Annotated in this window: 13 protein-coding genes; all 13 read right to left on the bottom strand. The window is 35.2% G+C overall.

Translation table 11 applies throughout. The annotated features are described in order from the left end of the window. Positions 1 to 367: 367 nt before the first annotated feature. Positions 368 to 2,020 carry an ATP-binding protein gene (locus PKK00_02665; protein HNW97297.1) on the bottom strand — a complete coding sequence of 551 codons (1,653 nt, stop codon included), beginning with the start codon at positions 2,018 to 2,020 and terminating at the stop codon, positions 368 to 370. Then, the gene (dcm, locus tag PKK00_02660; GenBank protein HNW97296.1) at positions 2,010 to 3,083 is read right to left on the bottom strand and encodes a DNA (cytosine-5-)-methyltransferase; all 1,074 of its coding nucleotides are present in this window, start codon (positions 3,081 to 3,083) and stop codon (positions 2,010 to 2,012) included. The genes PKK00_02665 and dcm overlap by 11 nt, the downstream gene beginning before the upstream one ends. A gap of 79 nt (positions 3,084 to 3,162) precedes the next feature. Next, complete coding sequence (locus tag PKK00_02655) at positions 3,163 to 4,263, bottom strand: DUF262 domain-containing protein (GenBank protein HNW97295.1); 1,101 nt, start codon at positions 4,261 to 4,263, stop codon at positions 3,163 to 3,165. Continuing rightward, the gene (locus PKK00_02650) at positions 4,260 to 5,267 is read right to left on the bottom strand and encodes an adenine-specific methyltransferase EcoRI family protein (GenBank protein HNW97294.1); all 1,008 of its coding nucleotides are present in this window, start codon (positions 5,265 to 5,267) and stop codon (positions 4,260 to 4,262) included. The genes PKK00_02655 and PKK00_02650 overlap by 4 nt, the downstream gene beginning before the upstream one ends. Positions 5,268 to 5,292: 25 nt before the next feature. Beyond that, a complete protein-coding gene (locus PKK00_02645; protein HNW97293.1) occupies positions 5,293 to 5,607 on the bottom strand; it encodes a hypothetical protein in 315 nt (104 codons plus the stop codon). Positions 5,608 to 6,138: 531 nt separating this feature from the next. Continuing rightward, a complete protein-coding gene (locus tag PKK00_02640) occupies positions 6,139 to 7,104 on the bottom strand; it encodes an AAA family ATPase (protein ID HNW97292.1) in 966 nt (321 codons plus the stop codon). Positions 7,105 to 7,375: 271 nt separating this feature from the next. After that, positions 7,376 to 8,719 (bottom strand): peptidylprolyl isomerase, encoded by a 1,344-nt coding sequence (locus PKK00_02635; protein HNW97291.1) that lies wholly within the window; start codon positions 8,717 to 8,719, stop codon positions 7,376 to 7,378. An 11-nt stretch (positions 8,720 to 8,730) separates the two neighbouring features. Then, positions 8,731 to 9,552, bottom strand: coding sequence for a hypothetical protein (locus PKK00_02630; protein HNW97290.1), 822 nt, complete (start codon positions 9,550 to 9,552; stop codon positions 8,731 to 8,733). Positions 9,553 to 9,718: 166 nt separating this feature from the next. Continuing rightward, the gene (locus PKK00_02625) at positions 9,719 to 11,731 is read right to left on the bottom strand and encodes a peptidylprolyl isomerase (GenBank protein HNW97289.1); all 2,013 of its coding nucleotides are present in this window, start codon (positions 11,729 to 11,731) and stop codon (positions 9,719 to 9,721) included. A gap of 291 nt (positions 11,732 to 12,022) precedes the next feature. Further along, the gene (guaB, locus tag PKK00_02620; protein HNW97288.1) at positions 12,023 to 13,498 is read right to left on the bottom strand and encodes an IMP dehydrogenase; all 1,476 of its coding nucleotides are present in this window, start codon (positions 13,496 to 13,498) and stop codon (positions 12,023 to 12,025) included. Between the two features lie 92 nt (positions 13,499 to 13,590). Next, entirely contained in the window at positions 13,591 to 14,094 is a 504-nt protein-coding gene (locus PKK00_02615; GenBank protein HNW97287.1) for a cupin domain-containing protein, read from the bottom strand. Positions 14,095 to 14,159: 65 nt separating this feature from the next. Next, positions 14,160 to 15,896: a hypothetical protein gene (locus PKK00_02610; protein ID HNW97286.1), complete on the bottom strand. Its 1,737-nt coding sequence runs from the start codon at positions 15,894 to 15,896 to the stop codon at positions 14,160 to 14,162. A gap of 101 nt (positions 15,897 to 15,997) precedes the next feature. Beyond that, the gene (locus tag PKK00_02605) at positions 15,998 to 18,085 is read right to left on the bottom strand and encodes a gliding motility-associated C-terminal domain-containing protein (GenBank protein ID HNW97285.1); all 2,088 of its coding nucleotides are present in this window, start codon (positions 18,083 to 18,085) and stop codon (positions 15,998 to 16,000) included. Between the last annotated feature and the right edge of the window lie 2 nt (positions 18,086 to 18,087).

The raw sequence follows: 18,087 nt of genomic DNA, 5'->3' as shown, positions 1-18,087 counted from the left end.
TTTTGTTGCCGATTTCGAAGCACTTCACTGTCAAGTTACACGAAAGTTTATTAGATGCGGAAACGCTGAAATCCGCACTGTCACGGCAATTGAAGCTACACGCTGTTATGCACTGGCGGTTCTTGTCTGTCCGTGGGTTTGAGTCAAATAGCTCTTTCATATTAAACTTGTCAAATTCATTTCATTTTCCTTTTCTGTCTGTGGCGCCTGTGTGTTGGTGTGTTTTAATTTATTTCTTTTAAGAGTGGGAGAAAATTTTGAAATTCTTCTCTTGGGCTGGCTTTGCAAGCTCTTTTAAAAACTTTGGTCTTAGCGTTGGCTGGTGCGGTTTTTAAATGTGCTTGCAAATGCATTGACGTTCATATTATCATTCTAATAGTTTTTTCACTCTTGCTTTTATGTTCTCGAATGTTGTGTTTAGACTTTGCTTCGCAATATTTGTCAGTATTGCTGTGTGTGCCATTGCATCTCGAACTGGTTTGTAAGTTTTTGCATCTCGAATTAATGCTGCTTCTTTTGTTTTGTCTTTAGGTCTGTCAGCGGTTATAGCTAAATCATCCATAGAAAGATAAAATAAATCTTCATTGTTTTGTCTTATATCAAAGCTCACATTTCCTATATTCCTTGCGGTGTCTTCTCTCTTTTTATATTCTTTTAACTCGGTCTCAAGATGTGAGAGACTTATGCTTTTATGCTTGATAAATTTTCTCAACAAGTTCTCTGAAACAAAACACTCAGCGTAAGATGATAAATTAAATTGAGCATCGTCACTCAATGAACTTACCCATTCATCAACTAAACTTCGGTTTGATGAACCACTTGGTGGAACAAACTCATCTACAACTGTATTAAAAAGTTCCTTTGATTTACGCTCCTTCCTTGTTTTTCTTTTATTGTCAGGGTCGCCGTCTTGATTCAAAATATCTCTCCAAATATCCCAATCAGCCATGATGGAAGCTATAAGCGATTTTAATTCGTCTAAAAAGGACTTGAATAAGGGGTCATCTGAAAGAACACCCTCTCGACTGCTTGTGAATCTATCCTCGCCTGCATCAAGAGCATTATAATGAATTTGTCCATAGAGATAACTTTCAACAACACGAGTTGAAGGAATGTGTCTCAATAAATTCTTTTCCCTTAGTCTGCCGTTTACATAAAGATCAACAGAAACTGTTTCGGTTGTTTGTTTGATTTTTAAATGAGAGGGTTTTTCAACAGAGGCGATAAAACCAGTGATTGGTAAAGATGATGTTATTTTTTTATACTGTTTAATATGTTCGCTTGTTGCCGAAATTTTATCTCTCAGATAAGGGTCTTCCATTGAATTGACCTGCCAAACAAACTGAGTGCTTAATGAAAGGTCATTAAGTTCATTCAATGTAATCGGGTCATCATTGAGATAAATTTTAAAAGAGTTGTCAATGAGAGAGAAGCGAAAAAATAGAGCAACTAATTTTCGGATGTATTCGATTCGATTACGAATGCCATCATTAATATCTTCAAAATAAATTATAGTTCCCTTTTGCAAATCATCTTTCTTTGCTTCAAAAACAGACAAATCAATATTTTCAAGCGGATATTGTTGTGGGTTTAAATCGTCATTGATTGCGTTATCCAAGTTTCCGTTGTCTATAACACCTCCAACAAAATCTGTATTTATTGTTTTGGTAGCAACATGAATTCGCTTTGCGCAGGATAACAATGCAAGTTTGCCAATACCCTTTCGTCCAATAAACGGACGGTTTCCGCACGTTTTATCAACTCCGTCTTTTCGTTTTGTGTAACCAATTTTTAAAAACTTATTTTGAAAATCATCAGACGTCATTCCATCCCCGTCATCCTTAATAATCAGAAAATTTCTTTCTCTGTCAATGTAAATCCAAACATTTTTTGCATCGGCATCCCATGAATTAGAAATTGCCTCACCTAAAACAGTGATGAAATTTCGATATAAATTTCTACCTAAGTGATTTAAAACACTTAAAGAAATGTTGAATGAAAAAACGGTTTTAGTTTTCATGGTGTTGTTGAATATGTTCATTAATTGATTTTGCAATTACATAACCCAATCGAGGTGGAACAGCATTACCAATATGCTTTTCAATTATTGAAGGATAGAAATCTTCTTTTGGATTAATGAATTGATATTTTTTCGGGAACGATTGCAAGATAGCTGCCTCTCTCAATGAAATTGCTCTGTCTTGTGTAGGGTGTCCAAACCTTCCGTTGCCATAACCTGTGCATTGTGTTGTAAGTGTCGGAGAAACATCATCCCAATTCATTCTACCATAAACGCTCCCATAAGATTTTCCCGTTTCTTTCTTGTGGCAATCCAAAACCAATTTATCATCCCACTCTTTCCAGCTACCGCCTTGACTTGTTGCTCTTATTCTTTTCAAATTTAAATCTGAAAGTTCTCTTGCTCTATGTAGTTTGTCTTTATGATAAAATTCCCCTGCTTTAATTTTTGGTAGATGTCCTATTGCTTTCTTAACTGTTTTTACTTTTTTACCTATGTGCGTTTTTCTAATGAGTTCTATTTTCCCAAATTTAGATGCAAGCAAAATCAAACGCTTTCTTCTTTGTGGAACGCCGTAGTCTTTAGCGTCAACAACTTGGTAAGAGACAAAATAATCATTTGCTTTTAGAACAGTAATAAAATCCTCGAAAACTACTCCGTTGTTATATTTCATGAGGTTCGGAACATTTTCCATTGAAACAATGTCAGGTTGAATTGCTTCGATTATTTTTCCAAATGAGTAAAGAAGTTTCCACTTGTCATTTTTTTTGTTGCCTTGTTGATAAGTAGAAAATGCTTGACACGGGGCACAACCTGCCAATATTTTTATTGAACCTTCGGGAAATAATTTAGCGATTTCATAAGGAGAATACTTTGTCAAATCTATATGAAGGAAAGGAGTTAAATTGTTTTTTTCATAGGCATATTTACATGAAACATCAAAGTCAATTCCTGCAATCACATTAAATTTTGCTTTCACAAAACCTTGTGTAAGTCCACCAACACCGCAGAATAAATCTACTACGGCAAAATTGGTGTTTGTATTTTTAGAATTATTAATCATATTAATTATGCAATGTTCATAGGTTATATATTTAGTATAAAATTTATTTTCAATTAAGATTTTGTTAACAATGCCAATCTTATTTCCCCGATTTTCTTCTGTTGTCTTCTTTGCAAAGCATTTGGCAATTCTTTGCCTCTGTTTTCCCGCCTTCGTGCCATGGTGTTATATGGTCTCCTTCCATTTGTTCAATCTCAAAATGTTCCTTACAGACAGGGCAAATTCCTTTCTGTCTTTCGTATGCTTCTCTTTTCTGATTTGGACTAAATGCACGAATATTTAAAAATTTTTCTTTACGAGTTAAAACATAAGTATAAATACCTTTTTTATTTCCAACGTCTTCATCTTCCATTAATTTAGCAATTTCTATTTCCAGTTTTTTTGAATCAAATTTCTGTTCTTTGAACTCGTTGTAGAGAAAACCCCAATCAATACCTTTCATTTCTCTGCGATACTTTGGGAAAACTATTTTAACCCAATTAATCACAGATTGGAAGTACAGCCAGATTTCATTGGCGTTGGGCTCATGCTGATTGTCAGCCATAAATTGCTCAATGTTGTCTTTACTAATCCATCGTATAGTAGATTCTAAGTAATCTTGCCTAATGGCAGAGCCGTTTAAGTAATCGCTACCTAATGAATATGCCGCACAGTTACTTTTACTGAAATATCTTTTTGCATCTGAAACCCACGAACCTGAATAAACTGCATTTCTTAATTCTTGGTCTGTGAGTTTTTCGCCTGCAATGTTTATAGTTCTAAACCATTCTAATTTTTCGCTATCTGAACCGCTACACAAATAAACCATTAATTTGTAGTTTAATATCTGCTCTTTCTCGTCATTTTGTAAATTGTGAAATGCACGATTCTCAGGGAAATTTCCTACTTGAACAGAAAAATCACCTTCAACATATTGGCAAATTGAAATAGTTCTTTGTTGTCCGTCAATTACTTCATAATTACCATCGCCACGAACAGCCCAATAAATTACGTTTAAAGGGAATTCTTTTGTAATTGTATTGATTACGGCATCTCTTTGTTTGTCTTTGTAAATAAATTCACGCTGATAAGGTGGACGAATGTCTAATTTGCCACCATAGCCAATAACTCCGTTCTCTTGGTTGTCTTTATATCCGTTCGTTAATTCTCGGACTGATATTTCTTTAAGTTCTATATTCATAGTCTTTTATTCTTAATTACAATTCGGGCATACTTTGGATTTCCATTTATCTTTGTTAAATAAGTACCTTGTGTCTCTGCTGTTGGTCCTGCAAGCATACTATACCTGCCAATGCCGTCTATTATTTCAAATTGGTCAGGATTGTATTTGTCTAAAAATGTAATTGGAACGCCCATTGCACCTGGATAGTCCATCGGAATATCTTTGGTTTTGTCAACATTGATAGCATCATAACTATCATAAGTTGGGAATTCATCAGGTGAATAGTTTTTATAAAGTATTAATTCTTCGTGTCGTTTTGCATTATCTAAATTGGTTAACCATAAACAATTATTTGTAGCAACTATTCTATTTCCATTTTCATCAACACGGGCTTCTGAACCATATAATTTATAATGTTTTGGGACGATAAAACCTGAAATGCCACGACCCATATTAACACCTAACCAAGCCTTATTTTCTTTGATTAATTTAAAGATTTCCTTGTATGATATTGCGTTTATGTTTCCAATGATCAAGAATTTTTTATCGTATTCAATTAATTGAGAAACATATTCACGAAATAAAGAGAATGGCGGATTTGTTACTACAATGTCGGATTGTTTCAAAAGTTCAATACACTCCTTACTTCTAAAATCACCGTCACCTTTGAGTTTTTTTATTCCAATTTCATTAGGGTCAGGAACGTTGTTTCCGTTTTTGTCTCCTGTATATTCTAAATAGATTGCTTGTTCAGATTTATTTTCACTAAACAAATCCATTTCTTGATTTTTGTAGCAAGTTGCAATTAGCTTTTTTAGTCCAAACTTTTCAAAGTTGTAAGAAAAGAAATGAAAGAAATTGCTTATCCTTGGGTCATCACAATTACACAAAACCACTTTGTCCTTAAAGTGATTTTTATAATGTTTTAATTCTCTTTCTATATCTGAAAGCTGAGTATAAAACTCGTCATTCTTACTGGTCTTTGCGGAAGTCAGATTTTTGTGTTCTACTTTTCTTGCCATTTATTTTTCGATGTTAATATAAATCTCAAAGATACAATTTGTTTTCTGAAAGCGTTGGGAAAAATGGCTCTTTTGATTTTGCCGAAGGGTTGGCTTTGTGTGTCGGGGTAAAAGCAAATGTGCCATTTGTGGGCTGGCAATTGAATTTCAAAATTTTTGTGTGGTGGGTAAAAAAATTAAAACACATTCGGGTCGGCAATGAGTGTCGGGTTATTTGTCTGTCAGTTTCGTTTTTCATTTCAAGTTTAATATCCATTTTCATTGTCAATTTGCTGTGTCGTTTTCTTTTTTCCGCTTGTGCATAACTTCTATATTGCTCTATTGAAGCAATATTTACCATGTATTTATTAATTGAAACTTATTCTATTTAGCATTGCTATGAATTAATTTTAAAATTAAATTTTATTTACTCGTTTACAAAAAATAGGTAAGTCAAATATAAATTCTTTTAGTAATCTGTAAAAGTATTTCATCGAAAATAATATTAGCAGCTACACCAGTTCGATGAAAAAGTAATAAGTTGAAGGGTTGTGCGGCTGGTCAAGTCAATAGTTGGAAGTAAATAGGATACATACACCAAATAACAATTAGCCAAACTACTTGCTACACCTAACAACTAAAGACTAAAAAAATATTATTTCATTTACCCTTTCCCTTTCACTCAGAGCCTGCGCCCTTCCCCTCCCGATAGCTATCGGGAGGGGAAGGGATGGGGTAAAAAAATAGCATTCTGCTTTAAACAATAGTAATAAGTTGAAGGGTTGTGCGGCTGGTCAGGTTATGAGTTGTAGGTAAAAAGTAATAACACAATCAACCAATGACAACTGCCTAAACTAGTAGCCAAACCCAATAACCAACATCTAAAAAGTATTTATTTCAGAAACTCACTTACAATTTTTTCGGCATCCATACCTTCGGCTTCGGCCTTGTAGTTGCGCACTATGCGGTGGCGTAAAACGGAAACAGCCACAGCCTGCACGTCTTCAATATCCGGCGAATATTTCCCGTTAATGGCTGCATGCGCTTTTGCACCAATTATTAAATATTGCGAAGCACGCGGCCCGGCGCCCCACGAAAGGAAATCATTTGCGAACGGATGTGCTTTGGTAGTATTCGGACGTGTTTTGGTTGCAAGGTTCACTGCATATTGCAATACATTATCGGTAACAGGAATGCGGTTAAGCACTTGCTGGTATGCAAGTATTTCTTCTTTGCTCAATACAACATTTACTCCGTTTTCCTGTCCGGAAGTAGTGCTTTTTACAATATTTATTTCTTCCTGTATTGAAGGGTAATCGAGCCATACGTTAAACATGAAACGGTCGAGTTGCGCTTCAGGCAAAGGATATGTCCCTTCCTGTTCAATGGGATTTTGTGTGGCAAGGACAAAAAATGGTTCTTCGAGTTTGTAAGTTGTTCCGGCAGCGGTAACAGCTTTCTCCTGCATGGCTTCCAGTAAAGCCGATTGTGTTTTAGGAGGAGTACGGTTTATTTCGTCGGCTAATATGATATTTGCGAAAACAGGTCCTTTTATAAAACGGAACTTACGTGTTTCGTCAAGTATCTCGGTGCCTATGATATCGGAAGGCATAAGGTCGGGAGTGAACTGTATGCGGCTGTATGATAAACCAAGGGCTTTGGCAAGGGTGTTTATCATTAATGTTTTGGCAAGTCCCGGAACGCCTATCAGCAGGCAATGTCCTTTACTGAAAATACAAAGGATCAGTTTTTTTACGATCTCATCCTGTCCGACAATAACTTTAGCTACTTCGTTTTTCAGGATCTTATATTTTTCTACAAGCGCATCTACAGCTTCAACATCCGATTTATATTGCATATTGGAAATGTTATTTGTGCAAAGTTAAAAATTTGTTTGATAGTAAATGTATGTTTATTGTTTCCTGCTGACAGCCAACTGTTGATTGAATACTTTTACCACTAAGACACTAAGAGCACTAAGTTACACTAAGGTTATAATTTAATATCATTTACTTGCAGCGTCATTCATTGTAATTTGTTGTTTATTGCCAACTGCTAACTGTCGACAGCAAACTAATTATAATTTGAAATGAATCATTCTTATGACTTGTGCCTTATCAGCTTTTTACTTACTTCGGTTTCGCAAACCAATCGTAAGTATAATCACAGCCAAGGTATTCTTTAGCTATGTGAATATAAGTGATGGCGGCTTTTTCCTTTATCCATTTTTTAACTTCTTCGTTTTGTTTTTCTTTAAGCGCGGCTTCCTGTATTTTATCATAGTCCTCTTTCATATTGGCTCTATGAGGTTCGGTGCGGGTTTTCAGGTAAAGAATGCGGTAAGCTTGTTTTCCTTCGTCGGTTTTCATTGGAACAGGTAACGACATTTCGCCCGGTTTCAATTTATCAATAACATAAAACAGGGAAACATCAAGTTGGTCGGGTTCAAATTTTGAAGTACCGGTTTCGGTATTCACCATGATGCCGCTGTTGTTTTTTGAAGGATCGTCGGAATATTTTTTTGCTGCTGCTTCAAAAGTTATCGAGTCGCTTTTGATCTTTGTATAAATAGTGTCAAGAGAAAGTTTGGCTTTAAGCAGATCTTCAGTAGCAACTTTTGGAATGATGAGAATGTGTTTTACATTTATCATTTCGCCACGACGTTCAATAAGTTTAATGATATGATAACCGAATTTCGATTGTACCACGGGAGATATTTCGCCTTCTTTAAGTTTAAAAGCTGCTGCTTCAAAAGTAGGGTCGAGTTCGCCTCGGCTTGTAAAACCTAATTCTCCGCCTTTAGCAGCAGTGCCATCGTCTTCTGAATACATAATAGCAAGCGTAGAAAAATCTTCACCTTTTAAAATTCTGTCGCGGATTCCATTAAGTTTTTCTTTTGCCTTATTCTTTTCAGCATCGCTGATAGCGGGCATTTTAATAATCTGCCCGATTTCAACTTCCGAACTTATTGTAGGAATACTATCGACCGGGAGGTTATTAAAAAAACTTTTTACTTCAGAGGGAGTAACTTTAACGTTATCGGTAATTTTTGCTTCAACCTGTTGTTGCAATAACTGGTTTTTAATTATTTCCCTGAAGTCTGCTTTGATTTCAAGAGTAGTTTTATTATAATATTTTTCTAATGCATCGAAGCCACCCATTTGTTTTGCAAAATAATTCAGCCTGCGGTCGAGGTCTGTTTCAACTTGTGTATCGGTAACCGTGATGCTATCAATATCGGCCTGGTTTAACAATAGTTTCTGGAAAAGAAGTTCTTCAATAAGCTGGCATTTAAAAGTAGTATCGGCCTTGATGTATCCCTGCATCACATATTGTGCATACTGGTTTTCAATATCCGATAATTTTATCATTTTACTTCCAACAATGGCTACCACCTGATCGATTACTTTATCCTGCGAGAAGATTTGATTAAAAGGTAAAGCCAATAGAATAACTAGAAAAATTTTTTTCATTTAAAGTATATTTAAAAAATTTCAAAATCTTTATTTTTCATTGCATCTTTGAAAATGCTTCCTTCAACTTCTTCAATAAGGGTAAGCTTTTTCTTATTCAGAATTATTTTTCGGATGTTGTCCTTTTCAAGGCTTAAAGGGGAGATGCTTTCTTTTATCTGGAATCCTTTTATGTTAATGAAGTAGCTGTAAATAGAATCTTTCATTTCGATGAAACGATTGGATTTAAGGTAATCTTCCTGGTTGTATGTAGTGATAGGAATCTCTTTAAGCAAATCACTAAAATATAACCATGTGGAATCATCAAGGAAATAATTCACTGCATATTTCTTGCAGCAATCTTCCAGCAAGGCTTTTGCTGAAACCTTATCGGATTTGTAGTATTGTTTAACAGTGCTCTCTTTACTTGAGTTCAGTGGCATTTTAACATACCATACCTTAACGATGTTATCTTTTAAAAGAAAATTATTCCTGTTATTTTCGTAGTAAGTTTTAATTTCTTCATCGGTGATATTTGTATCAAGTTTCTGCTTCATCAGCTCTTTCTCGTAAGTAAATACGATCAAAGAGTTTTTATAATTCTGAATTTGTTCTTCAAAGTTTTTTTGTTCTGAAGTAAGGTTACTTTCAGCTGTTTTAAGAACCAATCGTTGTTTTATCCAGTTGTTGATATAATTTTTAACTATGGAAATACTGTCGTTCTTTGATGTACCTTCGGGAACAATTCCCATGATATCCGATTTGTACAGATATTCATCATATACCCGGGCAATGGCGCTTTCTTTTTTATTATCTGAGGATTTGCAGGATTCAAAAATTAATACGAATGCCATCGCAGAAAGAGCAAGATAACGAAGTATATTATATAACCGAATCAAAATGAAGCGAATAATAATTATTAAAAGTTGACTTCTATAAAAACAACATTTCAAATAAATGAAACTACCATTCATCAGACCTTATTTATACGAAGGCCGGATATTGATAACTGGTATTTTATTATTTTATTGTTGAAAGCACATCACGGTTTACGATAACCGGATATTTTTTCTTCAAATCAGTTATCCATTCTTTTTCAAGATACGACTGATAATCTGCAGTTATCAAACCACGGGCTTCTAAAAGAGATTTCGGTTCTTTAGGAATAATATTTTTAACATTTGCAAAAACAACAGAATTTCCTTTTTTAATATCTTGAGAAATACCCACTACCCAAGGAATTGATTTAATAGTAGTATCCGTTTTTTCGAATTTACCGGTTTCAATTTTAAGGTTGAGTTGTGAATTTTTATTTATGGTATTCAGTATATCATTATCATTGAGTTTGCCCTTGTTTACAAGTTTGCGTGTAGCTTTTGATATTTTTTCGTTTGCACAGGTATAAATAGTAACATCCATCCTGTCGTCCCACATATAGTTATTTTTATTGCTGTTGTAGAAAGCATCTAATCCTGTTGAATCCTTCACTGCTTTCGACCATACTTTTTCATCGGTAAGTTCAAAAAGAAGTATGCCATCCCTGTATTCTTTCATCAGGGCTTTAAAGTCAGGGTATTTTGATTCAAGCTTGCTGTCTTCATAATCAATAGCTGATGTTTCAACCCACTGTTTGTAAATTTTTCTGACATACATTGAACTGTCTTCTTTTGTGGTTTTCCTGGTAAGATTTTTACTGAAATACGTTGCAAAATCCTGTTGTGTATATTTTTTATCTCCAAGAGTGAACATAACTTTATTAAGGTCTTTTGCTCTATTAATATCCCATTTCCCCATGAAAATACTATCATCAACAATTTTATAAAAATCAGAAAGGGTAGCAATATTTTCTTTAAAGTGGTATTGCTTTTTAATAGAATCAACCATTATTTCTTTCGACAAAGAAGCGCGGTTATCTTTAGTAATTTTTGATTTTAATTCGGTTTTGATACTATCGAATGCACCTACTGGTTTTCTGTTCATTAATTTAAGGATATGCCATCCATACATGGTTTCTACAGGTTTTGAAATATCGTTGATCTTCATATCCGAAAGTGTTGATACGAATTCAGGAAGCATTCTCCATATGCCAAACCATGGCAGTATTCCTCCTTTTGCTGATGAAGCTTTATCGTCGGAATGATTTTTAGCCATATCTTCAAAAGAAGCACCTGCTTTTAATGAGTCATAAATTTCGTTAATTTTATTTTTAACCTTTAAAGAATCTTCTTTAGTAGCATTTGCAGGGAAGGTGTTTAAAATATGTGCTACCTGTACTTTGCCCATAGCAGGTTTCCTGTCAACTACCTTTATGATATGATAGCCAAAGCTGGTACGTGTTGGCATGGATACTTCGCCAACTTTAGTGTTATAAGCAGCATTTTCAAATTCATAAATTAAATCAAGTGCAGTAAAATATCCCAGGTCGCCTTTGTTACCTTTAATAAATGGTCTTTGAGCAGTAGCAGCCTGATCGCGTGCTGAATTATCTTCGGAGTTTTCAACGGCAAGGTCGCCAAAGTCTTCGCCTTTTAAAGCTCTTTTACGTATCTCCATTATTTTTTTGTATGCTTTTAAAGTATCCTGTTCTGAAGCATCTTCGCTAACTTTGATTAGTATATGGCTTGCGCGGATATCCCATTGCATTCTTTCGTAAGCTTCAGTAAGAAGTTTTTCATTAACATCTTTGTTTACCAGATAAGGTTGAGCTAATTGTTTTCTGTAACCTGCAAGTTCGGTAATAAATGAAGAAACGGTATCCATTCCTAATGATTCAGCTTCTTTTACCTTAAGTTTAAAATTAATATAAAGGTCAAGATACTCTTCGAGCGCTTTCTGGTCAATGGGAACATCTTTTTTAATATTGTTCTTTTTGTAAACCGTAAGGAATTCCGATTTTGTAACCGTATCGTTACCAACTATAAGTAATACCGGGTCTGTTTTGCTTTTCTGTTCAGATGCAATCTGCGCGTAATTACGGTTTATAAGTAATAAACAACCTATTGTAATGAATAAAATAATGCAATTCTTTTTCATAGTACTTAATTTATTTTGAGTCAGCAAATTTATAATATTATAAATAAAAAAGTTTTTGTTTAACAATTTTTAATATCAATATTTGAAAATATTTTGTAAAATATTGATAATTATTAAGATATTATACCGATACGTAACAGGTCGCCGCGGCGACTACAAAAATAATTTTTCAACAAGCGTTACTATCGGCATAACTCGTTCTAATAATTTTTTCAAAATGGATAAGAACGAGTATAAAACATAAGAAATGATAAAAAAGAAAATGCCTTTCTTATCTATCAAAAATAGTCCTTATGATTTTGTAGAATAGTTTGGCGCTTCGCGTGTGATGGTAACATCATGGGGATGACTTTCCTGAATTCCTGCTGATGTAATTCTTATGAATTTTGATTGCTGAAGCATTTCCATATTCGGTGCGCCGCAATAGCCCATGCCTGCTCTTAGTCCGCCAATCATCTGGTGAATTACCTCTGATAATGAACCTTTGTAAGGAACCCTTCCAACAATACCTTCGGGAACCAGTTTTTTAATATCATCTTCAGCATCCTGGAAATAGCGGTCTTTGGAGCCTTTCTGCATAGCTTCAATAGAGCCCATGCCACGATAGGTTTTGAATTTTCTTCCTTCAAAAAGTATAGTTTCACCGGGTGATTCATCAACACCGGCAAAGAGTGAACCTATCATAACCGAATGAGCGCCGGCAGCCAGTGCTTTTACTACATCGCCGGTAAATCGTATTCCTCCATCTGCAATTACAGGTACGCCACTGCCTTTTAAAGCTTTAGCTACATCATACACCGCATGTAATTGAGGAACGCCAACCCCTGCAATAATTCTTGTGGTGCATATAGAACCCGGGCCTATTCCCACCTTTACCGCATCAACACCAGCTTTCACCAAGTCTTTTCCGGCCTGGGCTGTGGCAATATTCCCTGCAACCAGCTCCAGTTGCGGGTATTTTGATTTTATTTTTTTTATGGTATCAAAAACTCCTTTGGAATGACCATGAGCTGTGTCAACTACAATAGCATCAACGCCATTTTTTACTAAAGCTGCAATCCTGTCGAGTACATCTTTGGTAACTCCCACACCGGCTGCTACTCTTAATCTTCCTATGGAATCTTTACATGCGTTTGGGCGTGCTTTTATTTTAATGATGTCTTTGTATGTTATAAGTCCTATTAGCCGGTATTTGCTGTCAACAACAGGAAGTTTTTCAATTTTATATTCCTGGAGGATATCGGCAGCTTTTTCAAAGTTAGTGAATTCGGTAGTAGTAATGAGGTTTTCTTTTGTCATTACCTCTGATATAGGTCTGCTGTGATTACGTTCAAAACGTAAGTCGCGGTTGGTAACGATTCCAACCAAAACATTGGCTTTATTCACTACCGGTATTCCACCGATTTTATTTTCGGCCATCAGGTCAAGTGCGTTGCTGACAGTAGCTTCGGCATTAATAGTAACAGGTTCAACGATCATCCCGTTTTCGGCACGTTTAACTTTACGTACTTCCATAGCCTGGTCTTCAATCGACATGTTTTTATGAAGAACACCAATGCCACCTTCCTGTGCAATAGCAATAGCCATAGGAGCTTCAGTAACAGAATCCATTGCAGCAGAAACTATAGGAATATTCAGGTTTATATTTCTTGTGAACTGTGATGAAATATCAACTTCACGGGGCATTACTTCTGAGTATGCCGGTACGAGTAATACGTCGTCGTATGTTAATCCTTCGTTAATGAATTTATCATTATCGGTTGCCATAATTATGAGTGTTAGGTGGTAAGTAGTAAAATTTTGGCAAATTTAGGAAAATTAGGGAAAATAGGAAGAAGAATATAAAATTCTGATTTTATTTATCCTCTCGTTAACTCAGCAATAATCTTTTTATGTTGTGGAAATTTTTCGATAAGTTCATTTCGTTTTGCCAGTTCAAAATCGTTGTAATCAAAGCCCGGCGAGACCGTACAGCCTAATAACGTGAAATCATCATCATTTATTATATCAGCAGCAAACCAGTTCCCGCCTTTAACTATGAATTGCGGAACTTGTCCGTTTTCAATATTACGACCAATAATAATTTTTGAATATTCTCCTTCAGGTGAAATAATGTGAAGATTAAGTGGTGAGCCATCGTAGTAATGCCAAATCTCATCCTGGTGAATTTTATGAAATGCAGAAAAAGTTTCAGACGTAAGTAAAAAATAAATGCAAGTTGAATAATTTCTTTTTCCTTTATAAACACTGTCAAGATTGTCTTGTTTTATTTTTCCCGAACTTCGGTATGTTTCGCTGTAATAGCCGCCTTCGGGGTGAGGTTGAAGGTTTAGTTTTTGGATAATTATTTCTGATTGTTTCATTCTAATAAATTACATTTTTTAATACCTATATTGTATCTATATTTTATCCAAATAAATTTTAAATATTATTTCATCATCTCTTTTATCTTATCAATTAAAGCAGATTCTGCAAGGTTCATATTGCCATCGACAATAGCAATGTTTACAAGGTTCTTAATAATTTCTTCTTTGTTGGCATTGCTGCTAAAATGCACATCGTCTTTTGAAATTTCGGGAACTGATTTTATGTTGAGCAATTCAAAAAGCTCGCGTTTTTCAGAATTGGTGAAGTCTTCAAGGTTTCCGATTTTATTCGAGATTATTTCTTTTTCTGTTTCCTGCACTTCGCCATCAACTTTTGCAACGTACACCATCAGGCGGATTTCACGTTTTTTATCTTCTTTATCGGTATATGATTTTGTTTTGAAAATCTTTCCAAAAAAGTTTCCTGTCGATTTCATGGTGCTGCCAAAGCTGCTTTTTAGTTCTTCGGGTTCGGAGTGAAAAATTACAAAGGGTGTATTAAAGAAATTCATTATCGTGAATTCGTGAATTGTATTGGTAAGCACATGCTTGTATGATGTGCGTACACAGGGGATGAGCTGGTAATAAATTTCTTCTTTCAGTATTTTCGGGAAACGTGTGGTTTCTAATCCCAGTTCTTTTTCAATCATTTTTGCAAAATCACTACTGAATTCATCATATGCTTCGATTTGCTGTTCGTTGATGTTAATCAACAGTGCTTCGGTTTTACCATTATGGTTGGCATGTTTCAAAACATCTTCATCGGTAATCAGGTTCAGGGGAGCATTTTTACAAAATATTTTATCAAGCCGGTGTTCTTTTATTTCGGTTTCGGTATAAACCAGTTGTCCCAGGCGGCCTACAGTCTTGCATGTGGGACAATCGATTTTTCCGTAGCGTTGGGAGTCGTTATAACATTTATCGCAAATAATTTTTCCTGTAGCTTTGCAATTATTGCAGTTCACTTTTCCTGAAGCTTTACATGTTTCGCAGATAACTTCGCCCTTGCCATTGCAGGTTTCGCATGTTACCTGTCCGTTCGTACATTCGGGACAAACATGCCAGCCTGTACCTTTGCAGAATACGCATTTGTTCGAGCCATCGTCTTTGGGTTTCCCTACATATCCATCACCGCCGCAATGGCTGCATTTCACTTCAGCAGTAGCATTGCAGGTGTTGCATTTTTCCTGTCCGCGACCTTTGCATGTTTTACATTTAATATATCCTGATGCATTGCAAACGGTGCAATCAATTTTTTTGTTGCCTTTGCATTCGGGGCAATCCCATTCGTGCTTCCCTTTACAGTCGGGGTTTTCACAGGTAATATATTTTGAACCTTTACATTGCTGGCAATCTGATGAGAGTGTAAGTGATGGTAAAAAATAATGATGCTGAAGTTTATTTACAATCCCGTTTTCAATTTCAACAGGAAATTCAAAAACATCGGAAATTTGAGTGATAACATCAATATTTTCGGGAACGATTTTATATTGTTCAATTATTTTAAAAATCTCATAGTTCTCTATTTTTTTCTTTCTTCCGTGAAGGGTTTCGCCTCCTTCAAACTTTTTAAAAATATTTTCTGTATCGGGGAATAAGGGGAAAGTAATTTTCTTAACCTGTCGCATTGCTGAGATACCGCTGTATTTCACATACAAGTAATTCGAAACAATAATGTGGCTTTTCCCATCGATAATTATTTTCTCGAACTTATCGGGGTGCAGTTTTTTAATAATATTCTGAACATCACTAATGGAAATATTTACCATTTGTCTGAGGGCTTCATCTTTCATTTGCATAAAATGAGGATTAGTATTTTTTCAAAAATAATAAATATTTATATGCAGAATCAAAGCGTTTGTCTAATAAGAATTTAATTTGGGAAAAATAAATCGATAGATTATCTTATAAGAGTAACAGTACCGCGCTTTTCGATAGTGTTTCCTTCGGAATTTTTATACTGAAAATGATAAACATAAACACCCAGCGGTAATAATTCACCTTCAAAAGTGCCATCCCATCCGGTATGCAAATCAGTAGTTTCAAAAACAATTTGTCCCCATCGGTTGTAAACGGTGAACTGATAATCCTGTGCATCAACAAAAACAGTTTGAGGAATAAAAATTTTATTATACCCGTTTGGTGCAAATGCATTGGGAATAAAGAAGAGTGGAGGCTGTGTTGCTTCAGCTACATTTGAAAAGCTGCTATCGGTGCATAGGTAAGGGTTTCCGGTACCTTCAAGGGCTTCGATGTAATATTTAAAATTTCCGTTTGAAGAAATGTATGATGAAACATCTTCAGAATATGATGTTGTTCCGGGCGAAAGTGTGGCTATAGGATTGGTGCCCCATACATCATTAACAGAACGGTATATATTGTATTCGCTAACGTTTCCGAGCCATTCCGAATATTCGTTCCAGGTCAAAGTATTGATCATGTTTTTTTCTGCTATAGCTGAAAGTAAAATTGTACATCCCGGGTTGCTTTCCATTAGTTCGTTTCCACAACTGTCAGTAAGAATAACTTTATAGCAATAACTTTGTTCGTTCACCATTGCTGTCATATCGTTGTACAAAATAATATTCGAATTGGAGGAAGGACTGACATTGCCTATTTCATTGTAAATTCCGGTACTGTCAGCTCTTAATATTTTACAATTTGAAGTATAACCTGAAGTGTCAATCAATATTTTCAGTTCAACATAACTATTATTTTTTACACTGGCATGTTGAAGATAGACGAACTGTGGTAAGTCTGGCGAATAAGCAAAAACTGTGTCCGGATTGGAGGAAGAAGTTATTGTATTATCACTATTGAATGCCTGTACATAAAATACGTATACCGAGAATGGATTAATAGGTGAATAAATAAATGATGATGTTGATGAAGAGTTTATTCCTGCAAGGGTGAAAGACCCGTTATTTTCTTTAACATAAATTTTATATCCATTTACATTGTTTGGCATATTAATATATGATGACCAGTTTAACGAAATTTCACCGCCGCAAATATCCAATCGGTTTGAAAGTAATATGGTATTTTGAAAATTACTGATCGGGCTTGTGTTCTTACAACTATCGAACGAAGCAACGCTATATGAAAGAGAAGATGATGAAGGATCTGACCAGTTTGGTAAATTGTTTTCATAATATGTTACTGTTCCGCCCATGACCGTATCAATGGGAACCCATATTCCATTTTCATTTTCATAAATAATATAACCTTCTGTATCGCCTGATGGTGAAGCATTCCAGCCGATAACAGAATTTCCGGAAGCCGGGTTGACACTGACGGAATCAATATTAGGTGTGGATGGAGCATTGATATCCTGGAACAGGTCGCCATCGATATTTGACGTGGAGATACATCCCGATTCATCAGAAATACCTACGTAATAATTTAATAATGTATTACAGAAATTTACAGTATCGGAATATTTCAGCAACTGTGTTGAGTCAATCAGATTCCATATTCCGGTAGGATATTCCCTGTAAATATGGTACCATCCGGTTGATGTAGATAAATCAGGGTCGTGAATTGGGTTCCATATTAATTCAGCTGTACCTGTCATCGAATTGACAACACTTAAATAAATGGTTTGCAATGTATCGGAAGGCAATGAAATTGAACTGTCGGAACGCGTTTCTAAAAAATAATACAAAGTATGATTATTTGCATTAGCTCCAACGTGAGTGTAAGAGGTAATATGATAATTAAATATACTGTCGATTTCGGTATAAGGTCCGTTTATATTTGTTGATGAAAAAATATGATAACTGTTAAAGGTATTTGAAGGGTCAGCAGGAGGAACCCATGAGAGCGTTACATCGCCGGTTTGATTAACGGATACACACCTGAAACCTGGACAATCCAAAACAATTTTTTCATTTATTAATGAAATAAATCTTTCGTTATTACCTGAAGCAATAACAGACATGAAATGCAGAAAAAATATAAAAGAAAAAATAAATTTTATTGGCTTCATAG

Source organism: Bacteroidales bacterium, from assembly GCA_035353855.1.
In the GTDB taxonomy this organism is placed as follows: Bacteria; Bacteroidota; Bacteroidia; order Bacteroidales; family CG2-30-32-10; genus DAOQAK01.
This window is presented reverse-complemented; position numbering and strand designations above follow the sequence as displayed.